This window comes from Chryseobacterium artocarpi (assembly GCF_001684975.1).
GTDB lineage: Bacteria > Bacteroidota > Bacteroidia > Flavobacteriales > Weeksellaceae > Chryseobacterium > Chryseobacterium artocarpi.
Genome location: NZ_MAYH01000051.1, coordinates 65,349 through 88,254 on the forward strand (window position 1 = coordinate 65,349; position 22,906 = coordinate 88,254).

Annotated in this window: 19 protein-coding genes; 9 read left to right on the forward strand and 10 right to left on the reverse strand. The window is 34.0% G+C overall.

Annotated elements, in window-relative coordinates:
* Window positions 1-23: 23 nt before the first annotated feature.
* Window positions 24-629 carry an LURP-one-related/scramblase family protein gene (locus BBI01_RS21935; protein ID WP_065396771.1) on the reverse strand — a complete coding sequence of 202 codons (606 nt, stop codon included), beginning with the start codon at window positions 627-629 and terminating at the stop codon, window positions 24-26.
* Window positions 630-940: 311 nt separating this feature from the next.
* On the opposite strand from BBI01_RS21935, the gene recR reads away from it, so the two are divergent.
* Together recR and BBI01_RS21945 are read left to right on the forward strand one after the other, a co-directional pair.
* On the forward strand, window positions 941-1,552 hold the full coding sequence (gene recR, locus BBI01_RS21940; protein WP_065396772.1) for a recombination mediator RecR: 612 nt from the start codon (window positions 941-943) through the stop codon (window positions 1,550-1,552).
* Window positions 1,548-2,387, forward strand: a complete 840-nt coding sequence (locus tag BBI01_RS21945; protein ID WP_123862204.1) for a glycosyltransferase family 2 protein — start codon at window positions 1,548-1,550, stop codon at window positions 2,385-2,387. Before recR ends, BBI01_RS21945 begins: the two co-directional genes overlap by 5 nt.
* A gap of 79 nt (window positions 2,388-2,466) precedes the next feature.
* On the opposite strand, the gene secG is transcribed toward BBI01_RS21945, so the two are convergent.
* The 3 genes from secG to BBI01_RS21960 form a co-directional block, all read right to left on the reverse strand.
* Window positions 2,467-2,823 (reverse strand): preprotein translocase subunit SecG, encoded by a 357-nt coding sequence (gene secG, locus BBI01_RS21950; RefSeq protein WP_065396774.1) that lies wholly within the window; start codon window positions 2,821-2,823, stop codon window positions 2,467-2,469.
* Window positions 2,824-3,263: 440 nt separating this feature from the next.
* Window positions 3,264-5,294 carry a M16 family metallopeptidase gene (locus tag BBI01_RS21955; RefSeq protein WP_065396775.1) on the reverse strand — a complete coding sequence of 677 codons (2,031 nt, stop codon included), beginning with the start codon at window positions 5,292-5,294 and terminating at the stop codon, window positions 3,264-3,266.
* A gap of 7 nt (window positions 5,295-5,301) precedes the next feature.
* The gene (locus tag BBI01_RS21960) at window positions 5,302-6,615 is read right to left on the reverse strand and encodes a M16 family metallopeptidase (protein WP_065396776.1); all 1,314 of its coding nucleotides are present in this window, start codon (window positions 6,613-6,615) and stop codon (window positions 5,302-5,304) included.
* A 216-nt stretch (window positions 6,616-6,831) separates the two neighbouring features.
* Here BBI01_RS21960 and BBI01_RS21965 point away from each other — a divergent pair, with 216 nt between their 5' ends.
* From BBI01_RS21965 to BBI01_RS21975, 3 genes are all read left to right on the forward strand, one after another.
* Window positions 6,832-9,162, forward strand: coding sequence for an ATP-dependent helicase (locus BBI01_RS21965; RefSeq protein WP_065396777.1), 2,331 nt, complete (start codon window positions 6,832-6,834; stop codon window positions 9,160-9,162).
* Between the two features lie 238 nt (window positions 9,163-9,400).
* Window positions 9,401-12,178, forward strand: coding sequence for a TonB-dependent receptor plug domain-containing protein (locus tag BBI01_RS21970; RefSeq protein WP_065396778.1), 2,778 nt, complete (start codon window positions 9,401-9,403; stop codon window positions 12,176-12,178).
* A gap of 199 nt (window positions 12,179-12,377) precedes the next feature.
* On the forward strand, window positions 12,378-14,327 hold the full coding sequence (locus BBI01_RS21975) for a hypothetical protein (RefSeq protein ID WP_065396779.1): 1,950 nt from the start codon (window positions 12,378-12,380) through the stop codon (window positions 14,325-14,327).
* Between the two features lie 105 nt (window positions 14,328-14,432).
* On the opposite strand, the gene BBI01_RS21980 is transcribed toward BBI01_RS21975, so the two are convergent.
* On the reverse strand, window positions 14,433-15,464 hold the full coding sequence (locus BBI01_RS21980) for an alpha/beta hydrolase (RefSeq protein WP_065396780.1): 1,032 nt from the start codon (window positions 15,462-15,464) through the stop codon (window positions 14,433-14,435).
* 390 nt (window positions 15,465-15,854) lie between these two features.
* Between BBI01_RS21980 and BBI01_RS21985 the strand changes: the two genes are divergently transcribed.
* Both BBI01_RS21985 and BBI01_RS21990 read left to right on the forward strand, forming a co-directional pair.
* Window positions 15,855-16,280, forward strand: coding sequence for a transposase (locus BBI01_RS21985; protein ID WP_065396781.1), 426 nt, complete (start codon window positions 15,855-15,857; stop codon window positions 16,278-16,280).
* 24 nt (window positions 16,281-16,304) lie between these two features.
* Window positions 16,305-16,643 carry a helix-turn-helix domain-containing protein gene (locus BBI01_RS21990; RefSeq protein WP_065396782.1) on the forward strand — a complete coding sequence of 113 codons (339 nt, stop codon included), beginning with the start codon at window positions 16,305-16,307 and terminating at the stop codon, window positions 16,641-16,643.
* A 72-nt stretch (window positions 16,644-16,715) separates the two neighbouring features.
* Here the strand turns inward: BBI01_RS21990 and BBI01_RS21995 are convergent, their stop codons facing one another.
* Together BBI01_RS21995 and BBI01_RS22000 are read right to left on the reverse strand one after the other, a co-directional pair.
* Window positions 16,716-17,099 (reverse strand): DUF3037 domain-containing protein, encoded by a 384-nt coding sequence (locus tag BBI01_RS21995; protein ID WP_065396783.1) that lies wholly within the window; start codon window positions 17,097-17,099, stop codon window positions 16,716-16,718.
* Entirely contained in the window at window positions 17,086-17,859 is a 774-nt protein-coding gene (locus BBI01_RS22000) for a HipA family kinase (protein WP_065396784.1), read from the reverse strand. Before BBI01_RS22000 ends, BBI01_RS21995 begins: the two co-directional genes overlap by 14 nt.
* Before the next feature lie 71 nt (window positions 17,860-17,930).
* Between BBI01_RS22000 and BBI01_RS22005 the strand changes: the two genes are divergently transcribed.
* Both BBI01_RS22005 and BBI01_RS22010 read left to right on the forward strand, forming a co-directional pair.
* The gene (locus tag BBI01_RS22005; RefSeq protein WP_065396785.1) at window positions 17,931-18,773 is read left to right on the forward strand and encodes an alpha/beta hydrolase family protein; all 843 of its coding nucleotides are present in this window, start codon (window positions 17,931-17,933) and stop codon (window positions 18,771-18,773) included.
* A 56-nt stretch (window positions 18,774-18,829) separates the two neighbouring features.
* Complete coding sequence (locus BBI01_RS22010) at window positions 18,830-19,345, forward strand: Ivy family c-type lysozyme inhibitor (protein ID WP_065396786.1); 516 nt, start codon at window positions 18,830-18,832, stop codon at window positions 19,343-19,345.
* Window positions 19,346-19,411: 66 nt separating this feature from the next.
* Here the strand turns inward: BBI01_RS22010 and BBI01_RS22015 are convergent, their stop codons facing one another.
* The 3 genes from BBI01_RS22015 to fahA form a co-directional block, all read right to left on the reverse strand.
* Window positions 19,412-20,236, reverse strand: coding sequence for a flavin reductase family protein (locus BBI01_RS22015; RefSeq protein ID WP_065396787.1), 825 nt, complete (start codon window positions 20,234-20,236; stop codon window positions 19,412-19,414).
* A 73-nt stretch (window positions 20,237-20,309) separates the two neighbouring features.
* Window positions 20,310-20,723 carry a GxxExxY protein gene (locus BBI01_RS22020; RefSeq protein ID WP_228394054.1) on the reverse strand — a complete coding sequence of 138 codons (414 nt, stop codon included), beginning with the start codon at window positions 20,721-20,723 and terminating at the stop codon, window positions 20,310-20,312.
* A 30-nt stretch (window positions 20,724-20,753) separates the two neighbouring features.
* Window positions 20,754-22,001, reverse strand: coding sequence for a fumarylacetoacetase (fahA, locus tag BBI01_RS22025; RefSeq protein WP_065396788.1), 1,248 nt, complete (start codon window positions 21,999-22,001; stop codon window positions 20,754-20,756).
* Between the last annotated feature and the right edge of the window lie 905 nt (window positions 22,002-22,906).

Genomic DNA, 22,906 nt, shown 5'->3' on the forward strand with positions numbered 1-22,906 from the left:
TTGTTTGTGGTTTTATTATTTATTTAGCCTCTCGCTCTTTCAAGAAGGGTCATCATTAATAATGAAAGGATTACTAAACTTTCTTCCTCATCATCAATATCGATTAATCTATCCAGCTGGAATCTTCTTCCAAAGAATGAAGGCATTTTTTTCAGTTTGAAATAAGCTTTTCCATCAATACCGGTAACTGTATAAGATGGATTAAGGAAATATCCGGTAAACATCCCAATGATAGGAAGTTCTCCTACAAAGCTGTCCCAGAATCTTACCCATGCATTATCTTCCTGTACCTTAAACTTAGGCTGGTCATTAGCATCCAGGATATCATAGCTTGATTTCCAAAGAGAACGCATCCCTTTTCTTGCTAATCTACCATAATTTTTGTTGTCAACAATGTCATTTAAAGAATAAGAAGCATTAAAATCAATCCATTTGTTGGCTCTGATTCTGAAAAGTTCTTTAGATTTGGTTTCATCGTTGAAAACAATTACATCCTCCTTTAATTTGAACATTTTCTGACGTACGTATGCTACATAGCTTCCATTTTTGTCAGTAATATTAAAATCACTAGCTAATGTAGAGATTTTGAATTTGAAATCCAGAGGATAATTTAAATTTTTAAGTACCATGTTAGTTTATTTTTCTCATATTTAAGCCGCAAATATAGCTGTTTTTTTAGAGTTATTTTCAATAAGAAGGGAATGAGTATTTAAAATATCAGAATGAGACATTGGGTTGAAGTAAGTTACAAGTAAGAGATTGACAAAATTTAGATAATAGATATTGGATGGAGTAATAATATTCAACCTTGAACTTTAAATCTACAAATTGACTAGCAAATCGAATTGACAATTGACAATTGACTTTCCGATATTTTAAAGCTCAAAAACTCCACTTTGGAATAGATCATTTTCCTCAAATAATCCTTATTTTTGTGGTTATGGATTACCCAAGTAAAGTTTTGGCAAAGGCAGTGGATGAGATTTCAGGATTACCTGGAATTGGAAGAAAAACAGCTTTAAGATTGGCATTGCACTTATTGAAACAACCTAGTTCCAGAGCGGTGAGTCTTGGTAACTCTCTGATCAATCTTGTTACCGAAATAAAGTATTGTAAAGAATGTCATAACTTTTCTGATTTTGACATCTGTGAGATCTGCAGCAATGAAAAAAGAAGCGGTGAGCTGATCTGTATTGTTGAAGATGTAAGAGATGTGATTGCCATTGAAAATACAGGTAAATACGGAGGTAAATATCTGATATTAGGCGGTAAGATTTCTCCGATGGAAGGAGTAGGACCAAGCCAATTGAATATTCCAAGTATTGAAAGAAAACTGAATGAGGGCAAAGTGAAAGAATTTATTTTTGCTTTGAGTGCCACGATGGAAGGAGATACAACAGCTTATTACATTTACAAGAAGTTCAAAAATTTCAATGTGAATTTTTCAAGTATTGCAAGAGGAATTTCAGTAGGTGACGAACTGGAATATGCAGACGAAATTTCTCTCGGAAGATCCATTATTAATAGATTACCATACAACGAAAAGGATTAATATGAAGCTGTCTGTCATTATTGTTAATTATAATGTTACCCAATTACTCAGAAACTGTCTTTTATCTCTTCAGAAATATATAAAAGATGTGAATTATGAAGTGATTGTCATTGATAATGCTTCTACAGACACTTCCTGGAAAGAGCTAATTCCTGAATTTCCTAATATACATTTCATTTCTTCAAATATTAATGGAGGATTTTCAAAAGCTAACAATAAAGCTATAAAAACAGCAAAGGGTGAATATGTATTGCTTCTTAATCCTGATACGGAGTTGGAAGGTTTTTATATAAAAGAACTTCTTGATTTTTCTGATTCTAAAGTAAAATTTGGATGTCTGGGAGTGAGAATGCATGATGTGGAAGGGAATTTTCTTCCGGAAAGCAAACGTTCAGTTCCTGATATGTTCAATTCTTTTGAAAAATTATTCACCAATTTAAAAAAGAATAATTCTAAGTCATATTACAGGAATGATGTAGGAGAGGATGCTATTGCAGAAGTAGAAGTTATTACGGGAGCCTTTCTATTGATTAAAAGAGCTGTTTATGAAGAGATAGGAGGGTTAGACGAATCCTATTTTATGTATGGTGAAGATATTGATCTTTGTTATACCTTATTAAGAAAAGGATATGAAAACTATTATTATGGAAAAGCTTCCCTTCTTCACCATAAAGGAGAAAGTACGGTGAAAGATGAAGTTTACCTGAAGCGTTTTTATGGTGCAATGCAGATCTTTATTGATAAATATTATAAAGAATCAAAGCCAATGCAGTATTCTTTCTTAAAGGCTGGATTAAAGCTGCGTCATCAGATAGAAAAGATCAGGCTGAAGTAGAAAATTTGAAATGAAATATTATACAATAAAAAAGCAACTCAATTTGAGTTGCTTTTGTTATATGTAGAAAATAATCTTCTTATTTAGCCGGTGCAACTGGTGCAGGTGCCGGAGTGGTAGTTGTAGAAGAAGTCGGAGCAGATTGTTTTGCCGGAGCTTCTTTTTTAGCTGGTTGCTGTTGAGTAGCCGCAGATTGTGACGGTTTACCTGTAATAACAACGCTTAAAAGGATAAGAACGATGATAGTTCCGCCTAGAGTCCATGTTGCTTTTTCCATGAAATCATTGGTTCTTTGTACTCCAAACTGTGCAGATGATGCCCCTCCGAAAGTACTGGAAAGACCTCCACCTTTAGGGTTTTGAGCCATAACAACAATTACCAATAAAACACTGGCAATCATAATAAGAACCATCAATAGTGTAAATATAGTATCCATTAATTCTGATATCTTTTTGAATGGGCAAATTTAATCTTTTTTTACTGAACGACAAAAAAAGATGTGGAGAAATATGAATCAATACCGAAAGTTTAAAGATCAGATAATGATTTTCGACTAAAAATAAGGCAAAAAGAGAACTTTAGACTTGTTTAAAAGCCACGAATTCACGAATAAAATGTGTGCAGCTTCGTGTATAAGATTAAATACAGAGAGACCGGAAATAATCAATCCGTGCATTAGCGACAAAAAACAAAAAGTTAGCAGTATAGTTTCCCAAAAAGATATTTCTTACTTAGACTTTAAATAAGGGTGATAGTTTTACAATAGTGATAAACTCTTTAAAACCGCATAGATAATATAGAATAATCAATTCGTGCATTAATGACAAAAAAAAGCTGCCTCAAAGTGAGACAGCTTCTATTATAAAAAGATATTTTTTATTTAAAATCAGAGTCTTTAGCCTGATTAATCTGATAAGACTGTACAGCAAGATTAATATCCATTCCACCCATATTCTGAATAATGGTAAATGGAAGTTTTACTCCTGATACCTCTTTGTAATCAGCATAGCTTGTAGGAATAGAGCCTCCTTCTCCAGCTTTTACTTCTCCGGTTTTTAAACCTGTTTTTACACTGTAGTAATATGTTTGTTTAGGACCTTTTACAACATAAGAATCTTCATTGTTATATTTTTCAATTCCTGCTAATTTTATATCTGTTGCTTTTGCAAAAGTAAGCTCCGGGAAAAGTTCCGGCTCTGTCATGGATGCTTTTTGTTGGTCATTCAGGGGTATTTTCTGTCCTTGTCCTTCCATATAGCCTTCCTTACCGTCGAAAACTATTTTTTGAATTGTATTACCCATCATTTTCATTTCCACCAGCATTTTTCCACCTTTGCCCTGAATCAGCTTCATGGTCATATCCATTTTCTGAACTTTGGTAGTAGCGTTAGCGGTAATAGAAGTCACTTTCTGAATAGCAGCTAAACCTCCGATTGCATTGATATATTTATCCGCAACAGAAGCAATAGTAACATTCGCATCAACCTTTTGTGCAGCTGGCTTTGCTACCGGATTAGCTTCCTTATCGAAGTATTTTACCGGATATCCCAATTTCTCTAAACTTTCAGAAATATCAGACGCTTTACCTGCAACAAAAATTCTGCTTTGGTTGGGAAGAATTGTTGCTTTTACAGCATTAGAAACATCGGCTGCACTTACTTTGTCAATAGATTTTAAATAATTGGTGTAGAAATCCGCCGGAAGATCCTGAACCTTTTGATTTAATGCAAATTTAGCAATCGTTTCAGGCTTCTCTAGAGACATAATGAAGGCACCTTTCAGTTTTGCTTTGGCATTGTCAAGCTCATCAGGTTTTACAGTAGAAATGGCATTAAGTTCATTCATTAATTCCTTAATAGCTTTATCCGTAACTTCATTTCTTACACTGGTTTCAGCTGCAAAATCAGGTGAATACTTGCTTGCATTCATACTAGAGTAAGCGCCATAAGTAAATCCATTCTTTTCTCTAAGGTTCATGAAAAGTCTTGCTTCACCACCACCACCTAAGATATAGTTGGCAATTGTAGCAGGGAAGTAATTCGGATCTTTCATCTTAAGCGTGTTCAGATTTCCAACTGCTAATACAGATTGTACTGCAGATGGTACATCCACTACGTTGATTTCAGTTTTTGAAACATTAGAAGCAGGTTCTAATGCAGCAAATTTCGTATTTGATTTTTTCCAGTTTCCAAAAGCTTTTTCAACTAAAGGCTTGATCTGATCGAACTTTACATCTCCTACAATAACTAAATAAGCATTATCAGGAGCATAATATTTATTGTAAACATTCTGAACATCCGCTAGCTGTATCTTATTAATAGATTCCACGGTTTCAAATTCTCCTCTTGAAGTATTCTTTCCATACATAAGGGCATTGGAAACTCTTTCAGCAATAGAAGAAGCATTTTTTTCATCAGCCTTTAATCCTTCAATGATTCTTTCCTTTGCATTCTGAATTTCTTCAGAAGAAAACTTCGGATTCACAATAGCATCCGCCATTAAACCCAATACTTCAGGGAAGTATTTTGATAATGAATTGGATGAAGCTCCATTAGATGAAAAACTTAAGTTTGCCCCTAAAAAGTCTACCTTTTTGTTAAATTCATCCTTGCTCAGATTCGTTGTTCCGTTATCAAGCTGTTCTGCCATCACCTGGCTTACTCCGGAGATATTTCCTTCATAATAGGGAGGTCTGTCCATAGAAAGAGTAGTGTTTACTCTTGGCAGTTTATTGTTTTCAACTACCATTACGGTTAATCCGTTGCTTAATTGAAATGTTTTTGGTTTCGCAATGTTGATGGCAGGAGTTGGTCCCGGTTTAGGCATTGCATTAAGATCTATTTTTTGGGCAGAAAGCATTCCTGCAAATAAAAATGCCGCTGCTATATATGTAAATTGCTTTTTCATGGGTAAATTATTTTTTCTCAGGAACGTAGTTGATGATGATTCTTTGGTTGGAATTCAGATACTTTTTAGCTGCATTTTGAATATCCTGCTTGGTGATAGACCTGTAGATGTCGATTTCCTTATTGATAAGATTTGTATTTCCCATCAATACGTGGTTGGTTGCTAAAGAAGCCGCAATTCCCTGGATGCTTGAATTCTGATTTACAAATTGATTTTCAAACTGATTTTGAATTTTTTGATAATCCTCATCAGAAATTAAAGTTGTCTGAAGCTTTTTGATCTCAGCATCAATATCTGCCTGTAAAGTCTGCTTAGTGGTTTGCCCCATAGGAATAGCAAAGAATGCAAAAATACTGTAATCCTCAAGTCCCTGATTGAAAGCCGCTACCTGAAGTGCTTTTTTCTCCTGATCCACTAATTTTTTATATAAAACAGAAGATTTACCATTACTTAAATAAGAAGAAAGCATATCTAAAACATAAGCGTCCTTTTCTTTATTGGCAGGTGTTCTGTAAGCAAAAACATATGCCGGAAGCTGGATGTTCGGATCAGTAGCTGTAACTTCTTTTTCCTGAGTGATAGGAGCATCTTTAGGGAAAGACTTAGGGTAAATTGTTCCTTTTGGAATACCTCCGTAATACTCTTCAATCCATTTTTTAGTCTGATCAGGTTTGATGTCTCCTGCTACCACTAAAGTTGCATTGTTTGGTACATAAAATTTCTTGTAGAAAGCCTGGAACTCTTCAAGCTTTGCAGCGTTAAGATCTTCCATAGAACCAATTGTAGGCCAGTTGTATGGGTGATTGGTAAACAGATTTTTCTGAATAGTTGAGAAAAGATTTCCATAAGGCTGATTATCCATTCTCAGTCTTTTTTCTTCCTTTACTACCTCTCTCTGAGTGTCTACTCCTATTTGGTTGATTACGGCATGACGCATTCTTTCAGCTTCCATCCATAATCCAAGTTGCTCATTATTGGAAGGAAAAGTTTCGTAGTAATATGTTCTGTCGTTGGTTGTGTTGGCATTGTTCTGCCCTCCGTTGGATGAAACGATCTTAAACCATTCGCCTCTTTTAATATTTGGAGTTCCTTCGAATAAAAGGTGTTCAAAGAAGTGAGCAAAACCGGTTCTTCCTTTCACTTCATCTTTTGCTCCTACATGATACATTACACCTGTAGTAACTACCGGCGCTGAATTATCCTGATGAAGAATTACATGAAGACCGTTGGGAAGATCATACTCTTCGAATTTGATTTGCTGTGCATTCAGCATTAGCCCGAAGAAAGCTACGGCAGCAGCAGAAAGAAGTCGCTTTTTCATAAAGTTAGAAATTGTTTATCAATTAGTAGGAAAAGTGAATTAAATGTTACACTTTGATGAAAATTGAATGATGAATGGGCAATTTATTTACTTATAAATTCTTACATTCAGTAGAAATTCGCTAGTTATTTACGATGCAAAATTGACTATTGACATTTCATAATTTGAATTCTCCTCTGAATACATTAATTTTGTGTTCCCAAAATTTTTTGCAGTATGGACTATTTGAAAGGACTCAATGAATCACAATATGAAGCTGTTACCTCACTACAGGGACCTTTGATGGTACTTGCAGGTGCCGGTTCAGGAAAAACCCGTGTGCTTACGATGCGTATAGCTCACCTTATTCATAACGGAATAGACCCTTTCAATATTCTGGCACTTACCTTTACCAATAAAGCAGCCCGTGAGATGAAAGAACGTATTGCAAAGGTAGTAGGAGACAGTAATGCAAGAAGTCTCTGGATGGGAACTTTTCACTCGGTGTTTGCAAGAATTTTGAGAATTGAAGCTCATTTATTGGGCTATCCTTCCAATTTTACCATTTATGATCAGCAGGATGCACTGAATGTCATCAAAAAAGTATTGAAGGATATGAACATTGATGCGGATCTTTATAAACCAAAGAAAGTTCAGGCAAGGATTTCAACCTATAAAAACAACCTGATTACGGTAAAAGCCTATTTCAACAATCCCGAATTGATGGAGGCGGATGAAAAGGCAAATATGAAATTCATCGGGCAGATCTATCAGAGGTATGTAGATGCATGTTTCAGAAATGGCTCAATGGATTTTGATGATTTATTGTTAAAAACCAATGAATTGTTGACGCGTTTCCCGGAAGTGTTAGCTAAATATCAGGACAGGTTCAGATATATCATGGTAGATGAGTACCAGGATACCAATCATTCTCAGTATCTTATTGTGAAAGCACTGGCTTCCAAGTTTGAGAATATTTGTGTAGTAGGAGATGATGCACAGTCTATCTACTCTTTCCGTGGAGCGAATATTTATAACATTCTGAACTTTAAAAAGGATTATCCGGATGCAATCACTGTATCATTGGAACAAAATTATCGTTCTACACAAAACATCGTAAACGCCGCGAATGTTGTTATTGCGAAGAATTTACAGCAGTTCAAAAAAAATGTTTTCAGTGATAATGAAGAAGGAGATAAGATCAAAATTTACCGTTCTCTTTCCGATGCGGATGAAGCCAACTTTGTTGCCGGAAATATCTGGGAACTACGTAACCGCGATCAGAGAAAATACAGTGATTTTGCTATTTTATACAGAACGAACTCTCAGACCAGAGCTTTTGAAGATGCTCTAAGACGTAAAAATATTCCTTACAAAGTATATGGTGGACTTTCTTTCTATCAAAGAAAAGAAGTTAAAGACTTAATAGGTTACCTGCGTCTTTTGATCAATGAAAATGACTCAGAGGCTTTAATGAGAATCATTAATTACCCTGCAAGAGGTATTGGAGATACAACACAGAATAAACTGATCGTTTTTGCAGATGCTCAGAATATTGCCGTGTCAAAAGTTTTGGATAATTTACCAATGTATGCGCCTCAATTAGGGCTTAATAATGGTGTTTTAAACAAACTGAATGACTTCTGGTCTATGATCAAAGCATTCCAGGTATTATTGAAGACAGAAACAGCATACAGTGTTGCAATGGAAGTGGCAAAACGTAGTGGGCTGATCAAGTTTTTAAAAGATGATCAGACTCCCGAAGGTATTTCCAGAGTAGAAAACGTACAGGAATTAATGAACTCTATGCAAGGTTTCATTGAAGAGCAAATGCAGCTGGAAGATGGTGACCCAAGTCTTTCCAATTTCCTTGAAAATATTGCTCTTTCGGCAGATACTCAGGATAAAGAACTTGAAGATGATATGGTTTCTCTGATGACGATTCACCTTTCCAAAGGGCTTGAGTTTCCGGTTGTACACCTTGTGGGTCTTGAAGAAAACCTTTTCCCAAGCTTTATGAGTTCCGCAACAAGAGAAGATCTTGAAGAAGAAAGACGACTGTTCTATGTGGCATTAACAAGAGCAGAAAAGCAAGTGTTCTTCTCCTATGCAGTTTCACGTTTCCAGTGGGGGAAAATTACAGATGCAGAACCATCAAGATTCCTTAGTGAGATTGATGATGAATACATAGAATTCCTTAATCCGGTATTGGAAAAAAGATTTATCAATAATTCCGGAGTAAAGTCTAATATCTTTGATGAGCATCCATCTGAAATGCGATCTTTCAAAAAGGTGGAAAAGAAAACGATTGGTAAAAATGAACAATCAGCACCAGCGCAGGAGGTAAGAAAACTGAAACCAGTAAGTACCGCGAAAATTATTAATCCAAGCGGAGCTTCTTCTCAGGATATTGAAGTGGGAGATAAAGTAAGACACGACCGTTTTGGAATAGGCGAAGTTTCTTTTCTGGATGGAACAGATCCTCAGAATATAAAGGCAAAAGTTATTTTTATTCATGAAGGAGAAAAAAACCTGATCTTGAAATACGCTAAGCTTACAAAGATTTAAAGCAGAAAACTTTAGATAATTTTTAATATAATATAAAACGAATTCAATTTTTTGGATTCGTTTTTTTGTTGGAATTTTTTATAATGTATTTTAAAAATTAGTAATTTTAATAAGGGATAGATAGAAACGATTAACATTTTTTACAAAAACAAAGTCTATTGTTTTTGTGGACTAATAAATAAACTTTACATTTGCACCTGCAAAAAACATAAATGTTTAATCAAATTGATCAAATGATATGAGAAATAAAAAAACTATTCTTTCCGCTTCTGTTTTATTTTTCCTGGGAGTTTTTACTTACGGACAGGAAAAAGACAGTGCTTCAACAAAAAAAGACAGCGTAAAAACAAATAATGTAGAAGAAGTCGTTATTCTGGGGTCAAGAGCCGGAGCACGATCAAAGACAGACAGCCCTGTTCCTGTAGATGTATTCAATTTAAAGGAAGCTTCAGTCGTTCTTCCACAGTCGAATATAGGACAGATATTGAATGCTATTGCACCTTCGTTTACTTCTACGGTTCAGACTAACTCGGATGGAACAGATCATTTGGATCCTGCTCAGCTTAGAGGATTGGGACCAGATCAGGTGTTGGTTTTGGTAAATGGAAAAAGAAGACACACTTCTGCTTTGGTAAACGTAAACGGTACGCCGGGTAGGGGAACAGTAGGAACAGACCTTAATGCTATTCCTTCTTTTGCTTTGAATAGGATTGAAGTTCTTAGGGATGGAGCGGCTGCACAATATGGTTCAGATGCAATTGCCGGAGTAATGAACCTTGAACTCAAAAGAGATACAGGAAAACTTACCGGGCAGATCAGTTATGGTGGAAATTTAACCCCTACTGCAAATGATCATACAGGAAATTTTGACGGACAGAATATTCAGCTGGATTTAAACTATGGGACTAAAATCGGAACCAAAGGCGGTTTCTTCAATATTACCTGGTCTTCACAGTTCAGAAATCCTACATACAGAGCAGGAACAGAGAAAGGTCCTATTTTTAACGCTTATAATGCTATTGAACAAAGAGCTATGCAGGATGGTGTAAACCTGTCTTCTCTTTTTACCAATATAAAAGATACTCCTAATTCTCAGCAGATTATTGATTATGTACATCAATATGCTCAGGGCGTAAATTATTTTAGTGCAACTCAGTTATCAGACATTCAGAATGCTAATACATTTGCAGATTTTACAGACGGATCTGGAAATCCTCAAAAAGGACTCTGGTCTTTATTAAGTGCCGATGTTACTGATCAGGAACTTGCCTACAGAGGATTGACAAGAAAAGATTTTAATATGCAGGTAGGGCAGTCTAAGCTTAATAATCATCAGCTTTTTATCAATGCTGAGGTTCCTGTAAGTGATGATTGGAAAGTATATACTTTTGGCGGTTACAGCTTGAGACACGGTACTTCCGGAGGTTTTTACAGAAAGCCAAGAGAGAGCAGAACATTTACTGCATTGTATCCTAACGGATATTTACCACAGATAGGAACCGATATTCAGGATATTTCATTAGCTGCAGGAATTAAAGGAAAATGGGAGGGCTGGCATATTGATTTCAGTAATACATTTGGACAGAATTCCTTTACGTATAATATCGGAAATACTGGAAATACTTCAATGCGTTTTGCCTCTCCAAGTGAATTTGATGCAGGAGGATTACGATTTACACAAAACACAATCAATTTAGATTTCTCTAAAAAATATGATGTACTGGAAGGTTTGAATGTGGCATTTGGTGGAGAACACCGTTTTGAAAACTTTAAAATAACTGAAGGAGAAAGAGATTCTTACCAGACTTATGATCAGTATGGAAATATATGGAACGGAAATCCTAATATAAGAGCTACAGACTTCTTTGGACAGGCTTTACCAGGAGGTTCACAGGTTTTTAACGGGTTTAGACCTGAAAATGCAGTTAATAAAAACAGACAATCATTGGCAGCTTATGCAGATGTAGAGTTAAACTTTACCAATTGGTTATTGGTAGATGCAGCTGCGAGATATGAAAATTATTCAGATTTTGGATCTACGTTCAATTATAAATTGGCTTCAAGAATCAAAGTAGCTCCTAATTTTAATTTGAGATTAGCGGGATCTACAGGGTTTAGGGCTCCTTCTATTCACCAGATTTATTATAATGTAACTTCTACTTTATACACTAATAATCAGCTTATGGAAGTAGGAACGTTCAGTAATGATTCCAAACTGGCTGAACAATTAAATATGCCTAAGTTGAAGCAGGAAACTTCTAAATCGGCAAGTATAGGATTTACATATAAAATACCATCTGTGAATCTGACATTTACAGCCGATGGATATTTTACAAAAATCGACAACAGAATCATTCTTACGGATCAGTTTTTAAAGAAAGATGTGCCTTTGGAAGCACAATTGGAATTTGAAAAATTAAATATCAATGGCGCTCAGTTTTTTACCAATGCCATTGATACAGAAACAAAAGGGGTAGATATAGTTATTTCCCATAATACAAGATTCTCAGGCATCAAGCTTGATAATAATTTTGCAATTAATCTGAACCAGACAAAGCAGGTCGGAGATATCCATTCAGCAGGAATGCTAAAATCCCCAACATTGGAAAAGATTTATTTTTCGGAAAAATCAAGAGTATATCTGGAAGAAGCGGTTCCGAGAGTAAAAGCAAGTCTATCTCATACTCTGACATGGAAAGACCTTAGTTTCTATCTTAGAAACACTTATTTCGGAAAAGTAACAGGAGCTGATGTTCTTGATGCCAACGGAGACGGAATCATAGAGTTCAATGAACACCAGAAAATAGGAGATAAGATTATTACAGATATTTCCATTGCCTACCAGTTTACCAAAAATATAGGGCTGACTTTAGGGGTAAACAATCTGTTTGATATTTATCCTACTAAAAACCTGCCTGCGTCCAGCAATAATGATCAGTTCGTTTACTCACGTTCTACTTCACAATTTGGACAAAACGGAAGATATGTTTTCTCAAGATTGAATTTCAATTTTTAATAAATATAATTAGATTCATAAAAAAACAGCCTGAAATTTTCAGGCTGTTTTTTTATGCTCACCAACGGACCTTTTTAAGCTTTCTTCTTCAGATATATTTTAAAACTATTTCAAAAATTTCAGATTATATATTATACGTCAAGTTCTGTCGTACACTGCCATTATCTTCGCAATGTAAACCTTAAGAAAAAATATTATTATGATTTTTACAGACGAATTTTTCGCCTTGAACAGTAACTTTCCAAATGACAATATTGTTCAATTGGTCGATAGCAACACGTATAGAAATGTAAACTTTAAAAAAGTAACACAATGGTATGATAACACTGTAATGGATGACTCTAAAACAGATGGTGTTATTTACAGAAAAAAAGGGAATGACTATTATGTTAGGATTTCCTCTACTGAAAATGAGTATCTGGAAAAGGATACTATGGCAGAAATGAAGTCTTTAAGCAATACTGAAGTTCTGTTACTGAAGATGAAAATTTACAAGGGAGTAAGACTTAGTGGATATTATATCAAAGGAGATACCCCTGATCCTATTCATTATTATGTATCCGACAGTACAGAACCGGATGATGACGGAAGTTTAATAACAGTGGGAACAATTAGATTGTTTCATCAGTTTATCAAAGAAGTAGATGTAGTATATTTCGGTGCAAAGCAGGATGGAACTACTAATAATACTCCTATTTTTCAGAGAGCAGCCAATTTAAAATTACCATTGTCTATTCGTAATATTAATTCTGATTCTTACTATAAGTTTTTTGGAAAAGTAACATTATATCATTCTGCGATAGGACATGGGCTTCCAAAATTAAAAGTCACGGAAGAAATTAATAGTAAGAGTATTACAGAATTGGGTTATTTTACTTATAGTATATTCTATATTACTAAAAAGACAAGTAAAGAATATATCGAAATAAGTGGTCTCCATCTTGATGGTTCATGGGATAGTGTAAGCAATTTGAGTCAGCAACAGGCTCTTATTGGTATTCAATCTTCCAATAATATTAAAATATTCAAGAACAGAATGGAAAATGTTCTTGGAGATTGTATTCAGTTGCTTCACACAGAAAATAAACATTCACAGGAGTATAATAAAGATATTCATATCTATGATAATGTTTTACTCAATCCTCGTAGAAGTAATGTCGCAGTAATTTCTGGTATCGATATTATTATTGAACGCAATCATATGGAAAAAGCAAATGATTTTGTAGCTCCAATTGATTTGGAAATGGATCCGTGGATAACTCCGGGGCTAATGATGAGAAATATCTTTATAGATAAAAACTATGTATACGCACCTGCGTGTAATCATGCAATATCTTGTTTAGGTGTCTTGGATGGGGTAAAAGGGATAAGTATTACAAATAATACATTGATATGTTCTGAAAATAGGGATGGACATGCAATTAATTTAGTGGCAGGATATGGAATTATAGAAGATGTGTACTGCTTTAATAATAAAGTAAAATGTGGTTCAGTTTTAAATGCTACCGGATTTTATAGAGTTAAAAACCTTACTCTTCAAAAGACTTCACCTGTAGAAAGAGATGGAGAATATATTTTGGCTGAAGTTGGATGGGCTAGTGATGTGAAAATCATAAATAATTATTCTAAGGTTGATATACCTGGTGAACAGAATATTATATGTGGTGGTCATAAGACCGCTAATGTTATTATAGAAGGAAATAAGCTTGAAAGTGTTCAGTACAGAAATATATTTTTAGTTGCTCAAAATGATAATGTGATCATTCAGAACAACGATTTAAAGTTTAAACATCATTCTATTGATACAGATCCTTATATTCATGAAGATGAACTTAAGGGTGAGGATGATTCTTTAAAAGTGCCTTATTGTAATAATGTAAGAATTTCAACAAATGTATTTAAATCAACAGATCCACTTCAGGTAGCTTTCCGCGCTGCAATTGAGAATATTACAGGATTTGATTTTGCGAATGATAATATTCTTATTAATGTTATTGGTACGGTTTCCAATCAGGAATACATCTCCATTAGTGGCAGTCATACTACAGCTACAAGAAAGTACCATGGATTTTTAGGAGAAGTAAGGTTCAATAGAGATAATAAATTATTTGAAGTTTTTAAAGGACTTAATGACTGGCAAACTATTTAATTTCTATTGGCATACATTAAATGATAGACAATTGATATGTAAAGATAATAAACATCTTGTTATCTGATTTTAAAAGCCTGTTTAGACATCTAAACAGGCTCTTTTTTACTTTTTCTGTGAAACAATAAAATCCACCATCTGATCCGTCATTTTATCAAGACGATCCTTATCCGTTGTTGAAAAGCTGTGAACACCTTTGTCAATAATAATTAATGATGTTTCCACTTTTGCTCTTTTCAATCTTCTGTAAAGTTTTTTAGATTGGCTTAAAGGAACCACTTTATCTGCATTGCCTTGTACAATAAGAGTAGGAACACCACTTGAAGTAAAGCTTACAGGAGAGATCGTTTTGAAATATTCTATTACTGTATCCTGATCTTTATTGACATCCAGCCCGGAAAGTCCTTTTACCAGATTTTGTTGCAGAGTGATGATCTTTTTTGAAATTAATCCAATCATAGAAACAGGAATGGTCCCCGCTCTGGTATGGAAAAGCTTATTTAAATCAGCCGGACCGTAATGATCAATCACATAATTTACCTTTGCAGAGTAAGGTAAGAGTTCTGAGCTTCCCTTGAACGTATCTTCAGGTGTATAAGCGGCAAGCAAAGAAAGATGTGCCCCTGCCGAAGCTCCAAAAAGTCCGATGTTATTTGTATCAAAATTATATTTTTCAGCATTTTTTCTTACCCATTTTATCGCATCTTTAGTATCCTCCAAAGGCAGTGGGAAGTGAGTGGTCTCATTCAGAAGAGTATAATTGATACTAATCACTGCATATTGTTTTGCAATTAATTTTTTGATGGTGTTTTCTACGTAATCATCGGCAAGAATCACTTTATCTCCTTCTACCCAGCCCCCGCCGTGTACATAGATTAAAACCGGAAACTTTTCTGTCGATATATTTTTAGGAGAATAAAGGTCAAGAGAAATTGAATCTCCCTTTTTATTGGTTTTATAAACAATATTTTCTGTAACCGAAGCGATCTCAGGAAGTAATGTGCTTTTTACCTTTGGAGCTTTGTCTGGCGATTGTGAAAATGACTGTGAAAAAAATAAAGGAGAAGAACTTAAAAATAAAACAAAGAATAGTTTTGTGAATAACTTATAGATTGATATATCGGGAGATGATTTCATAATGGAACTTTTTTAAGTTTTGTGTTAGTAGTTTATACCTCAAAAAGCTTACCAAAAATATTCTTAAAATTTCTAATTTTTCGGATGATAAAAGCTTTAATTAACCTTGATTTTAATCTTTAAAAGTTTGATTTTATTTAATAAAATTATTGACTGAATTGTTTTGGGGCTATGTTTTATTAAACTTAAACCTTTTCTTTTGTATTGATGTTTTTTTAAGTTATTTGGTTGTAATACAGTTGTTTGTATTTGTTGTATTTGTTGTCGGTATATGTTTTGTATACGCGGAAAAAATTTAGTGTATACAAAATATAGTCATGGTATAAATTTATTAAAGTGGTGTTGTCTTTAGCTTTGTTATTTAGTTTTAACAATGTTATTTATTTGAAAATGAATTTTAAAGATATTCATATAGGACAGATCATAAAAACCAGAGTTGATGAAACTGATATAGATTCTGAGAGAATTTCCAAGTTTATGAAATGTACGGAAGATGAGGTTGCTGAAATGTATACCCAAAGCAATTTGCCAACAGATATTGTTTTGAAATGGAGTAAACTTCTGGAATACGATTTTTTTAGAATTTATTCACATCATTTAATTTTATTTTCTCCTCAAAGAGAAGCTATATACAGTGTGAAAAATTCAAATGTTTCTGAACTTCCTAAGTTCAGAAAGAATATTTATACTAAGGAAATTATAGATTTTCTATTGGACCTAATAAAGACAGGTGAGAAAACAAAATCAGAAGTGATTAAGGATTATCGTATCCCTAAAACAACTTTATATAAGTGGATCGAGAAGTATAAAAAATAATCATAAATAAAAAAACACCAAAATATGGAAAACAGTTCACGACCTTATTATAAAAGGATTTATTTGGACATGATGACGAAGAAATTTCCGGATAAAATTGAAAAATATCAAGCTATGTTTCAGAAAGAAGAACTATCTGCATTGGATGTAATAAAGCTTAATGAAGATCTTTTCGGAAAACGGAATAAAACAGAAAATCCCGACACTAATTCCAGCCAGAAATACCGTTCATACCTTAAATCAGATATCCTTCAGATATTAGACTATCAAAGAAAAAATAAACTAAATAATTCTGAAATAGCAAGACATTTCAAACTAAGTCGTAATACGGTTAAAAAATGGAAAGATGTTTTTGTGAACTAATCCGATATCTATATTACTAAATTATAAAAAAGAATCTACAGATTATTGTAGATTCTTTTTTTATATGATGAACTATTTTACAAGCTCTTCAAAAAGCTTATCAAAAGTGATATTCAGGTCCTTGGATTTTCCTGGATGAGGTCTGGAAGTTTGTATAACCGCACTTCTTACAGCAGTAAGCCATCGGAAACGTTCGGGGATTTCAAACAAAGCAATAGGACCACCACTTTTATCACCATTGGCAATTTTCTGGAAGCTTTGCAGATTTTGAATCACATCTTCATAATCAAGTTTACTGTGCATCAGCTTAAATTTATCAGGACACAAATAAAATTCTACCCGGATAAATTTTTCCTTTTTGGAAAACATCACCAATCCTATATTGAAAAACTCTTCTCTTTCAACTTTCGGTACCAAGCGTATTACCGCATATTCATATATTTTATCCTCTTGCATTTTTAGCTTCGTTTACAAAGATTTGTGAATTTTCGAATCGGGTTTTCAAAAACTGAAAATAGATCTCACGGATTTCTTCAGGAGTTTCATCAGCATCATTCCAATGCAGCCAGTCTTCAGGAATTGAATTGACAATATCCCTGAAAAGATTGTCATTCAATACCTCATGAGCAAATTTATCTGCTTCATCCAGCTTTGTAGCTTTTGGTAATAATACATGGTCTTTTACATACTTGAAAGGAGTTTTTGCTGCAGCATCAAAATTTTGCCATGAGTGATGGAAGTAAAACGATGCCCCATTATCAATGATCCAAAGTTCTTTATGCCACATCAGCATATTCGTATTCTTATAAGTACGGTCAATATTGGTAATGAAGGCGTCAAGCCAAACAATCTTTGAGGCTAAAAGTGGATCAACACTTATACCCGGATCATAAGTAATAGACTCCGAAAGATAATGTAACCCAAGATTCAAACCTTCAGAAAATTTCAGTAAATCCTGAATCTCTTCATCAGCTTCAGTTCTTCCAAAATCGGCATCGAGATTTATAAAAACCAGTTCGGGAATTTTTAATCCTAATGCTTCCGTAATTCTTCCTCCCAAAAGTTCAGAGATGAGCATTTTTACTCCATGACCTGCGCCACGGAATTTCAAAACATATTTAAAATCATCATCAGCTTCTGCCAAAGCGGGAAGAGAACCTCCCTCTCTCAAAGGCAGAATGTAACGCATCACGGTTACCGTTCTTAAATTCTGCATAAAGCAAAATTAAGGTTATTTTTTGATAGTTTTTTTCATAAATTTCGATTTAAATTAAATGGCTTTGTCTTATGAACCTGATTATTAAAAAGAATATACATCTGGAGAATAGTGAAACAAAAAATTTTCTTGCAGATGCTTACTATAATGAAACAGACGAAAAACGTCCATTGATCATTTTTGTTCATGGTTATAAAGGATATAAAGATTGGGGAGCTTGGGGCTTAATGGCAGAAAAGTTTGCAGAAGCAGGGTTTTTCTTTGTGAAGTTTAATTTTTCTCATAATGGAACTACTCTTGAAGATCCTGATAATTTTGCTGACCTTGAGGCGTTCGGAAATAATAATTATTCTAAGGAACTCTCCGATCTTGGAGTGGTAATTGATCATTTTATCCAAAATCCTAATGTAGATCCTGAAAAGATCATCCTTATCGGTCATAGCAGGGGAGGAGGAATTTCTATTATTAAAACTTTCGAAGATGAGAGAATTAATGGATTGATTACTCTGGCAAGTGTAGATACTTTAGATCGTTTCCCAAAAGGAGATTATTTTGAAAATTGGAAAAAAGAAGGTGTTTATTACGCTTTAAATGGTCGAACGAAGCAGGAAATGCCACATTATTATCAGTTTTATGAAGATTATGATCAAAATATTCATCGTTTTGATGTAGAACGTGCTACCGAAATGGTTAAAGCTCATATGTTCATCATCCATGGAACGAAGGACGAAGCTGTAGATGTAAAGCATGCAGAGCATCTTCACATCCTGAACCCGAATTCTGAAATGCTTCTTATTGAAAATGCCAATCATACTTTCGGAGCCAAAGAACCCTGGACGGAAACTGAGCTGCCAAAAGACCTGAATACAGTGATTGAAATGTGTATTAAGTTTATTAATGACAAAATGAAGTAAGAGAATAATATCATTGTAATGGCGTTATTCCGTATTAACCTCTAAATAATATAATTATGAAAAAAATGATTTACGGTGCAATGGCACTGACCTTATTGACAACAGTTCTTTCCTGTAAAAAAGAAGCTCAAACACAATCTTCAGTAAGCAAAGATACCTTGGCTACAGTAATGACTAAAGATTCTACCGTAGCTCCAAAAACAGATTCTGCTGTTACAAAAACGCCTTCAACTTCTGCTGTTGGTGAAAATATTATTACTAAAAATGTTGGGAAATATCCTCATGATATCAAATTCTTTGAAGATAAAAACATCACAGAAAGATTGAAAAAACTGGTTGGAAACCAATATGAAGAAATGGTAAAATACTTTGATGTAACAACTCCAATATCCTTAGAGCATGATATTTATATACTTAAAGGGTGTAAACAACATGACTGTCCCGGATATTCTACCAAAATCTATTATGATTCTAAAAACGATAATCTGAATGTTTCCATTGATAATAATGGTAAAATCTCTGATTTCAATGAAAAAGGGAAGATTGCTGGTATTGAAGCTTTGAATGAGTAATAGACGATATAAGTATACAATAAAAAACAGCCGGAGATATTCAGGCTGTTTTTTATTTTGATGGGTTTATTTAATGGTAAGCAGAGTCCATGCTTCTTCCACTTTGCTTTCCAGAAGAAGTTTCTGAGCATCAAGATGAATACTTTCTTCAGCGTAGAAATTTTCAGCAGGGAGTATTTCTATATTGGCAAGCATTCCAAGATCATTTCCCGTAAACACTTTACTATACTTAATAGAGTCGGGTAGTAGATCAAATCCAATACCTTTGGTCACTAAAGGTTTAGGAACCTCAAAAAGGCTGTTTTCATTACTCCTTGAATACAAGTTGCTTCCTAAACGTGCTACCATATCCAGTTTTTTCTGATCAAGATTTCCTGCTTCATTCAGATATTCTTCCCTGATATGAATTTTCTGAACTTCACAGATCACCAAATTTCCGGCACCGCCCTGATCTCCCAAAGATTTTACTTCTAAAACTTTACATTCAAAGTTTACAGGGCATTCTTCGATAAGTTTAGGTTTTACAAGATCTGCATCCTTCATGGTAAGCCCAGATTTGATAAACTCATTTACCCCTGTTCCATATTCTGTAGAAGCTAAGGATATCTGTTGTACAATTGGAAAATTTACTGTTCCAATCACGACTTCCGGAACTTCCAATACATTTTCCAATGTATGTTTCGTGGTATTATCACGTACTCTTCTTGATGGTGAAAAGATCAGAATCGGAGGAACCGTACTGAACATATTGAAAAAGCTGAAGGGAGATAAATTATTATTACCGTCTTTATCCACCGTAGATGCTAAAGCAATCGGACGGGGTGAAACGGCTGTCTGCATAATCGTTTGGAGTTGTACGGAAGTTATTTCGGAGGGGATTACTGTTTTCATGTTTTTGTTTAACTACAAAATTATATAACCACAAAAGTCACAAAAGTTGTTTAAGTAAAATAGCTTTAGGTTTTTAAAGCTCAAAAAAGCATGTCATAATATTTATTGACAAAAGTTTTCTGACCTTCGTGATAAAGGTTTTTACATTAAAATTTAATAAAATGCCTTTGGGTTTCTTCATTAAGTTGATATAGTTTAGAAGTTGAGATCGATGAATATCATTTAATTGAACAACTGATTTGAGCTCAATAACGATTAAGTTTTCAATTAAAAAATCACAAAAGAAATCACAGTGTATTTCTTTTCCTTTGTAGTGTACAGGAACCTTTAATTCGGATTTGAACCTGATATTTCTTAATCTGAATTCTTCTTCCAAACATTTATGATATACACTTTCCAATAAACCGGCGCCCATAATTTTATGAACTTCTATGCAGGCGCCGTTTATCTTATAGGTTAAATCAGTTAAATATGATTGGGTAATCATAAATATCTTTTGTGACTTTTGTGGTTAAATTTAAAGTGCTGGGATGATTTTACCGGAAACTTCACCGAAACCTACTCTCACACCATCTTTCTCTGCCCATGCTTTCATGGTAACCGTATCATTATCTTCAATGAATTTTCTTTCTTCACCGTTGCTTAATGATAAAGGATTTTGACCTCTCCATGTTAATTCCATCATAGAGCCAAAAGATTTTGGATCTGTTCCTGAAATTGTTCCGCTGGCATACATATCACCAACTTCTACATTACATCCATTTATAGTATGATGAGCCAATTGCTGGTTCATATTCCAGTACATGTATTTGTAATTGCTTTCACAGATAAGGTTTTGCTCACCATTTTCTGGCTGGATATATACTTCAAGGTTAATATCGTAGTTTTTGTCTCCTTCAAATTTTAAATAATCTAAAACTTCAGGATCCTGTGCTGGAGAAGTTGTTTTGAATGGCTCCAAAGCTTCCAGAGTTACTACCCATGGGGAAATGGAAGAACCAAAATTTTTCGCAAGGAATGGTCCCAGTGGAACATATTCCCAAGCTTGAATATCTCTTGCAGACCAGTCATTGAAAACTACCATTCCGAAAATGGCATCTTCAGCATCCTTTGTAGAAATACTTTCACCCATCTCAGTATTTTTATTAACGATGAAAGCCATTTCCAATTCAAAATCCAGTTGCTTACATGGACCGAAAAGTGGCTTATCCGCATCAGCAGGTTTTGTTTGCCCTTTCGGACGGTTAATTTCCGTTCCAGAAACAACAATAGATGACGCTCTTCCATGGTAACCTACAGGTAAATGTTTCCAGTTAGGTAATAAAGCGTTGGCAGGATCACGGAACATTTTTCCAACGTTAGTAGCATGTTCAATGCTGCTGTAAAAATCCGTATAATTTGGGATGTGAACCGGCATCATCATTTTCACCTTATCCAGATCATAGAATGCTTCTTCAATAGTTTTTTGATCTTTTGAAAGAGTGGATCCCTCCTGTAATAATGTCTGAATTTTAATGCGGACAGCATTAGTAACCGGTTTTCCCAGCTCAATAAATTCGTTGATTGTGTATGCTTCAAAAACATTGTCGTCTAATCCTTCAATATCTTCAAAATAGCCAAGGTCATACAACGTGGCAAGATCAATGATCTGATCTCCGATTCTTGTACAGCATCCGATATATTCTTTATTAAATACTGCTACTCCGAAAGGAATATTATGTATAGAAAAATCCGAATTTGAGGAATAGTCTACAAATGATTTCATAAGTCTGGAATTATTAATATGAATTATACTTTTTATATAGATTTAAAACTAATCGTTTACGTTCTGAAAACCTGATTTATTAATATGATGTCAATATAATAAAATTCAAATGTTTTCCTTTCAAAAATACTTAAAATTTATTTATAATATTTACTATATGAAGAAAAGGAAATGAAATTGGAATTATTTGATTTAATTACGTTTATTATGAATGTATTGTAGCCCTAAAAAATAAATGTTAGAGATTTATTTTTATATAAAAAAAGTAGAACTGAAATCTCAGATTTCAGTTCTACAGGAAAAAACACACCAACTTTAATATGATGTTAAATAAGAAATTGTATTAAAATTATTTCCTTCCAGTTTTAATTTTCAGAACGTTCACTGGATGGTATTAAATGTTGTGATATAATTATTGTTAAGGTTATATAGAATTATATTACAGCTGGATTTTGCAATAGTTTCTAGTAGATTGTTTATTTTGGACAATATCATGATTTTGTTCCCCACTTCCAGTACCATATTTGCAAAAGATAATTTGGTACTAATACTGTTTCTATTTTTGGATCTAAATACAATGAATTGAGACCTCCATTTTAATTATTGACTATAGAGCCTTAATCAATCCTTTAGACATTATTTTTCAGCCTTGTTTTTTGTAATATGATCATAAAATTTTAATAACAAATTGGAACTGTCACACTTTGTTTTTTATCATTTGTGTTGTTATATACTATCTTTCTTAGCATCCAAAGGAGTAAAAAGAAAGGCGCATGTCTCGAAATAATTTGAATCCATAACACCTTTCATTTTTTGAATAGGTTAGAGATATTATACCTTGACCTATCTTTATTTAAATTGTGTTTTTTTGATGCTGCAAAATTGAATGAAAATTGTGTGATCAT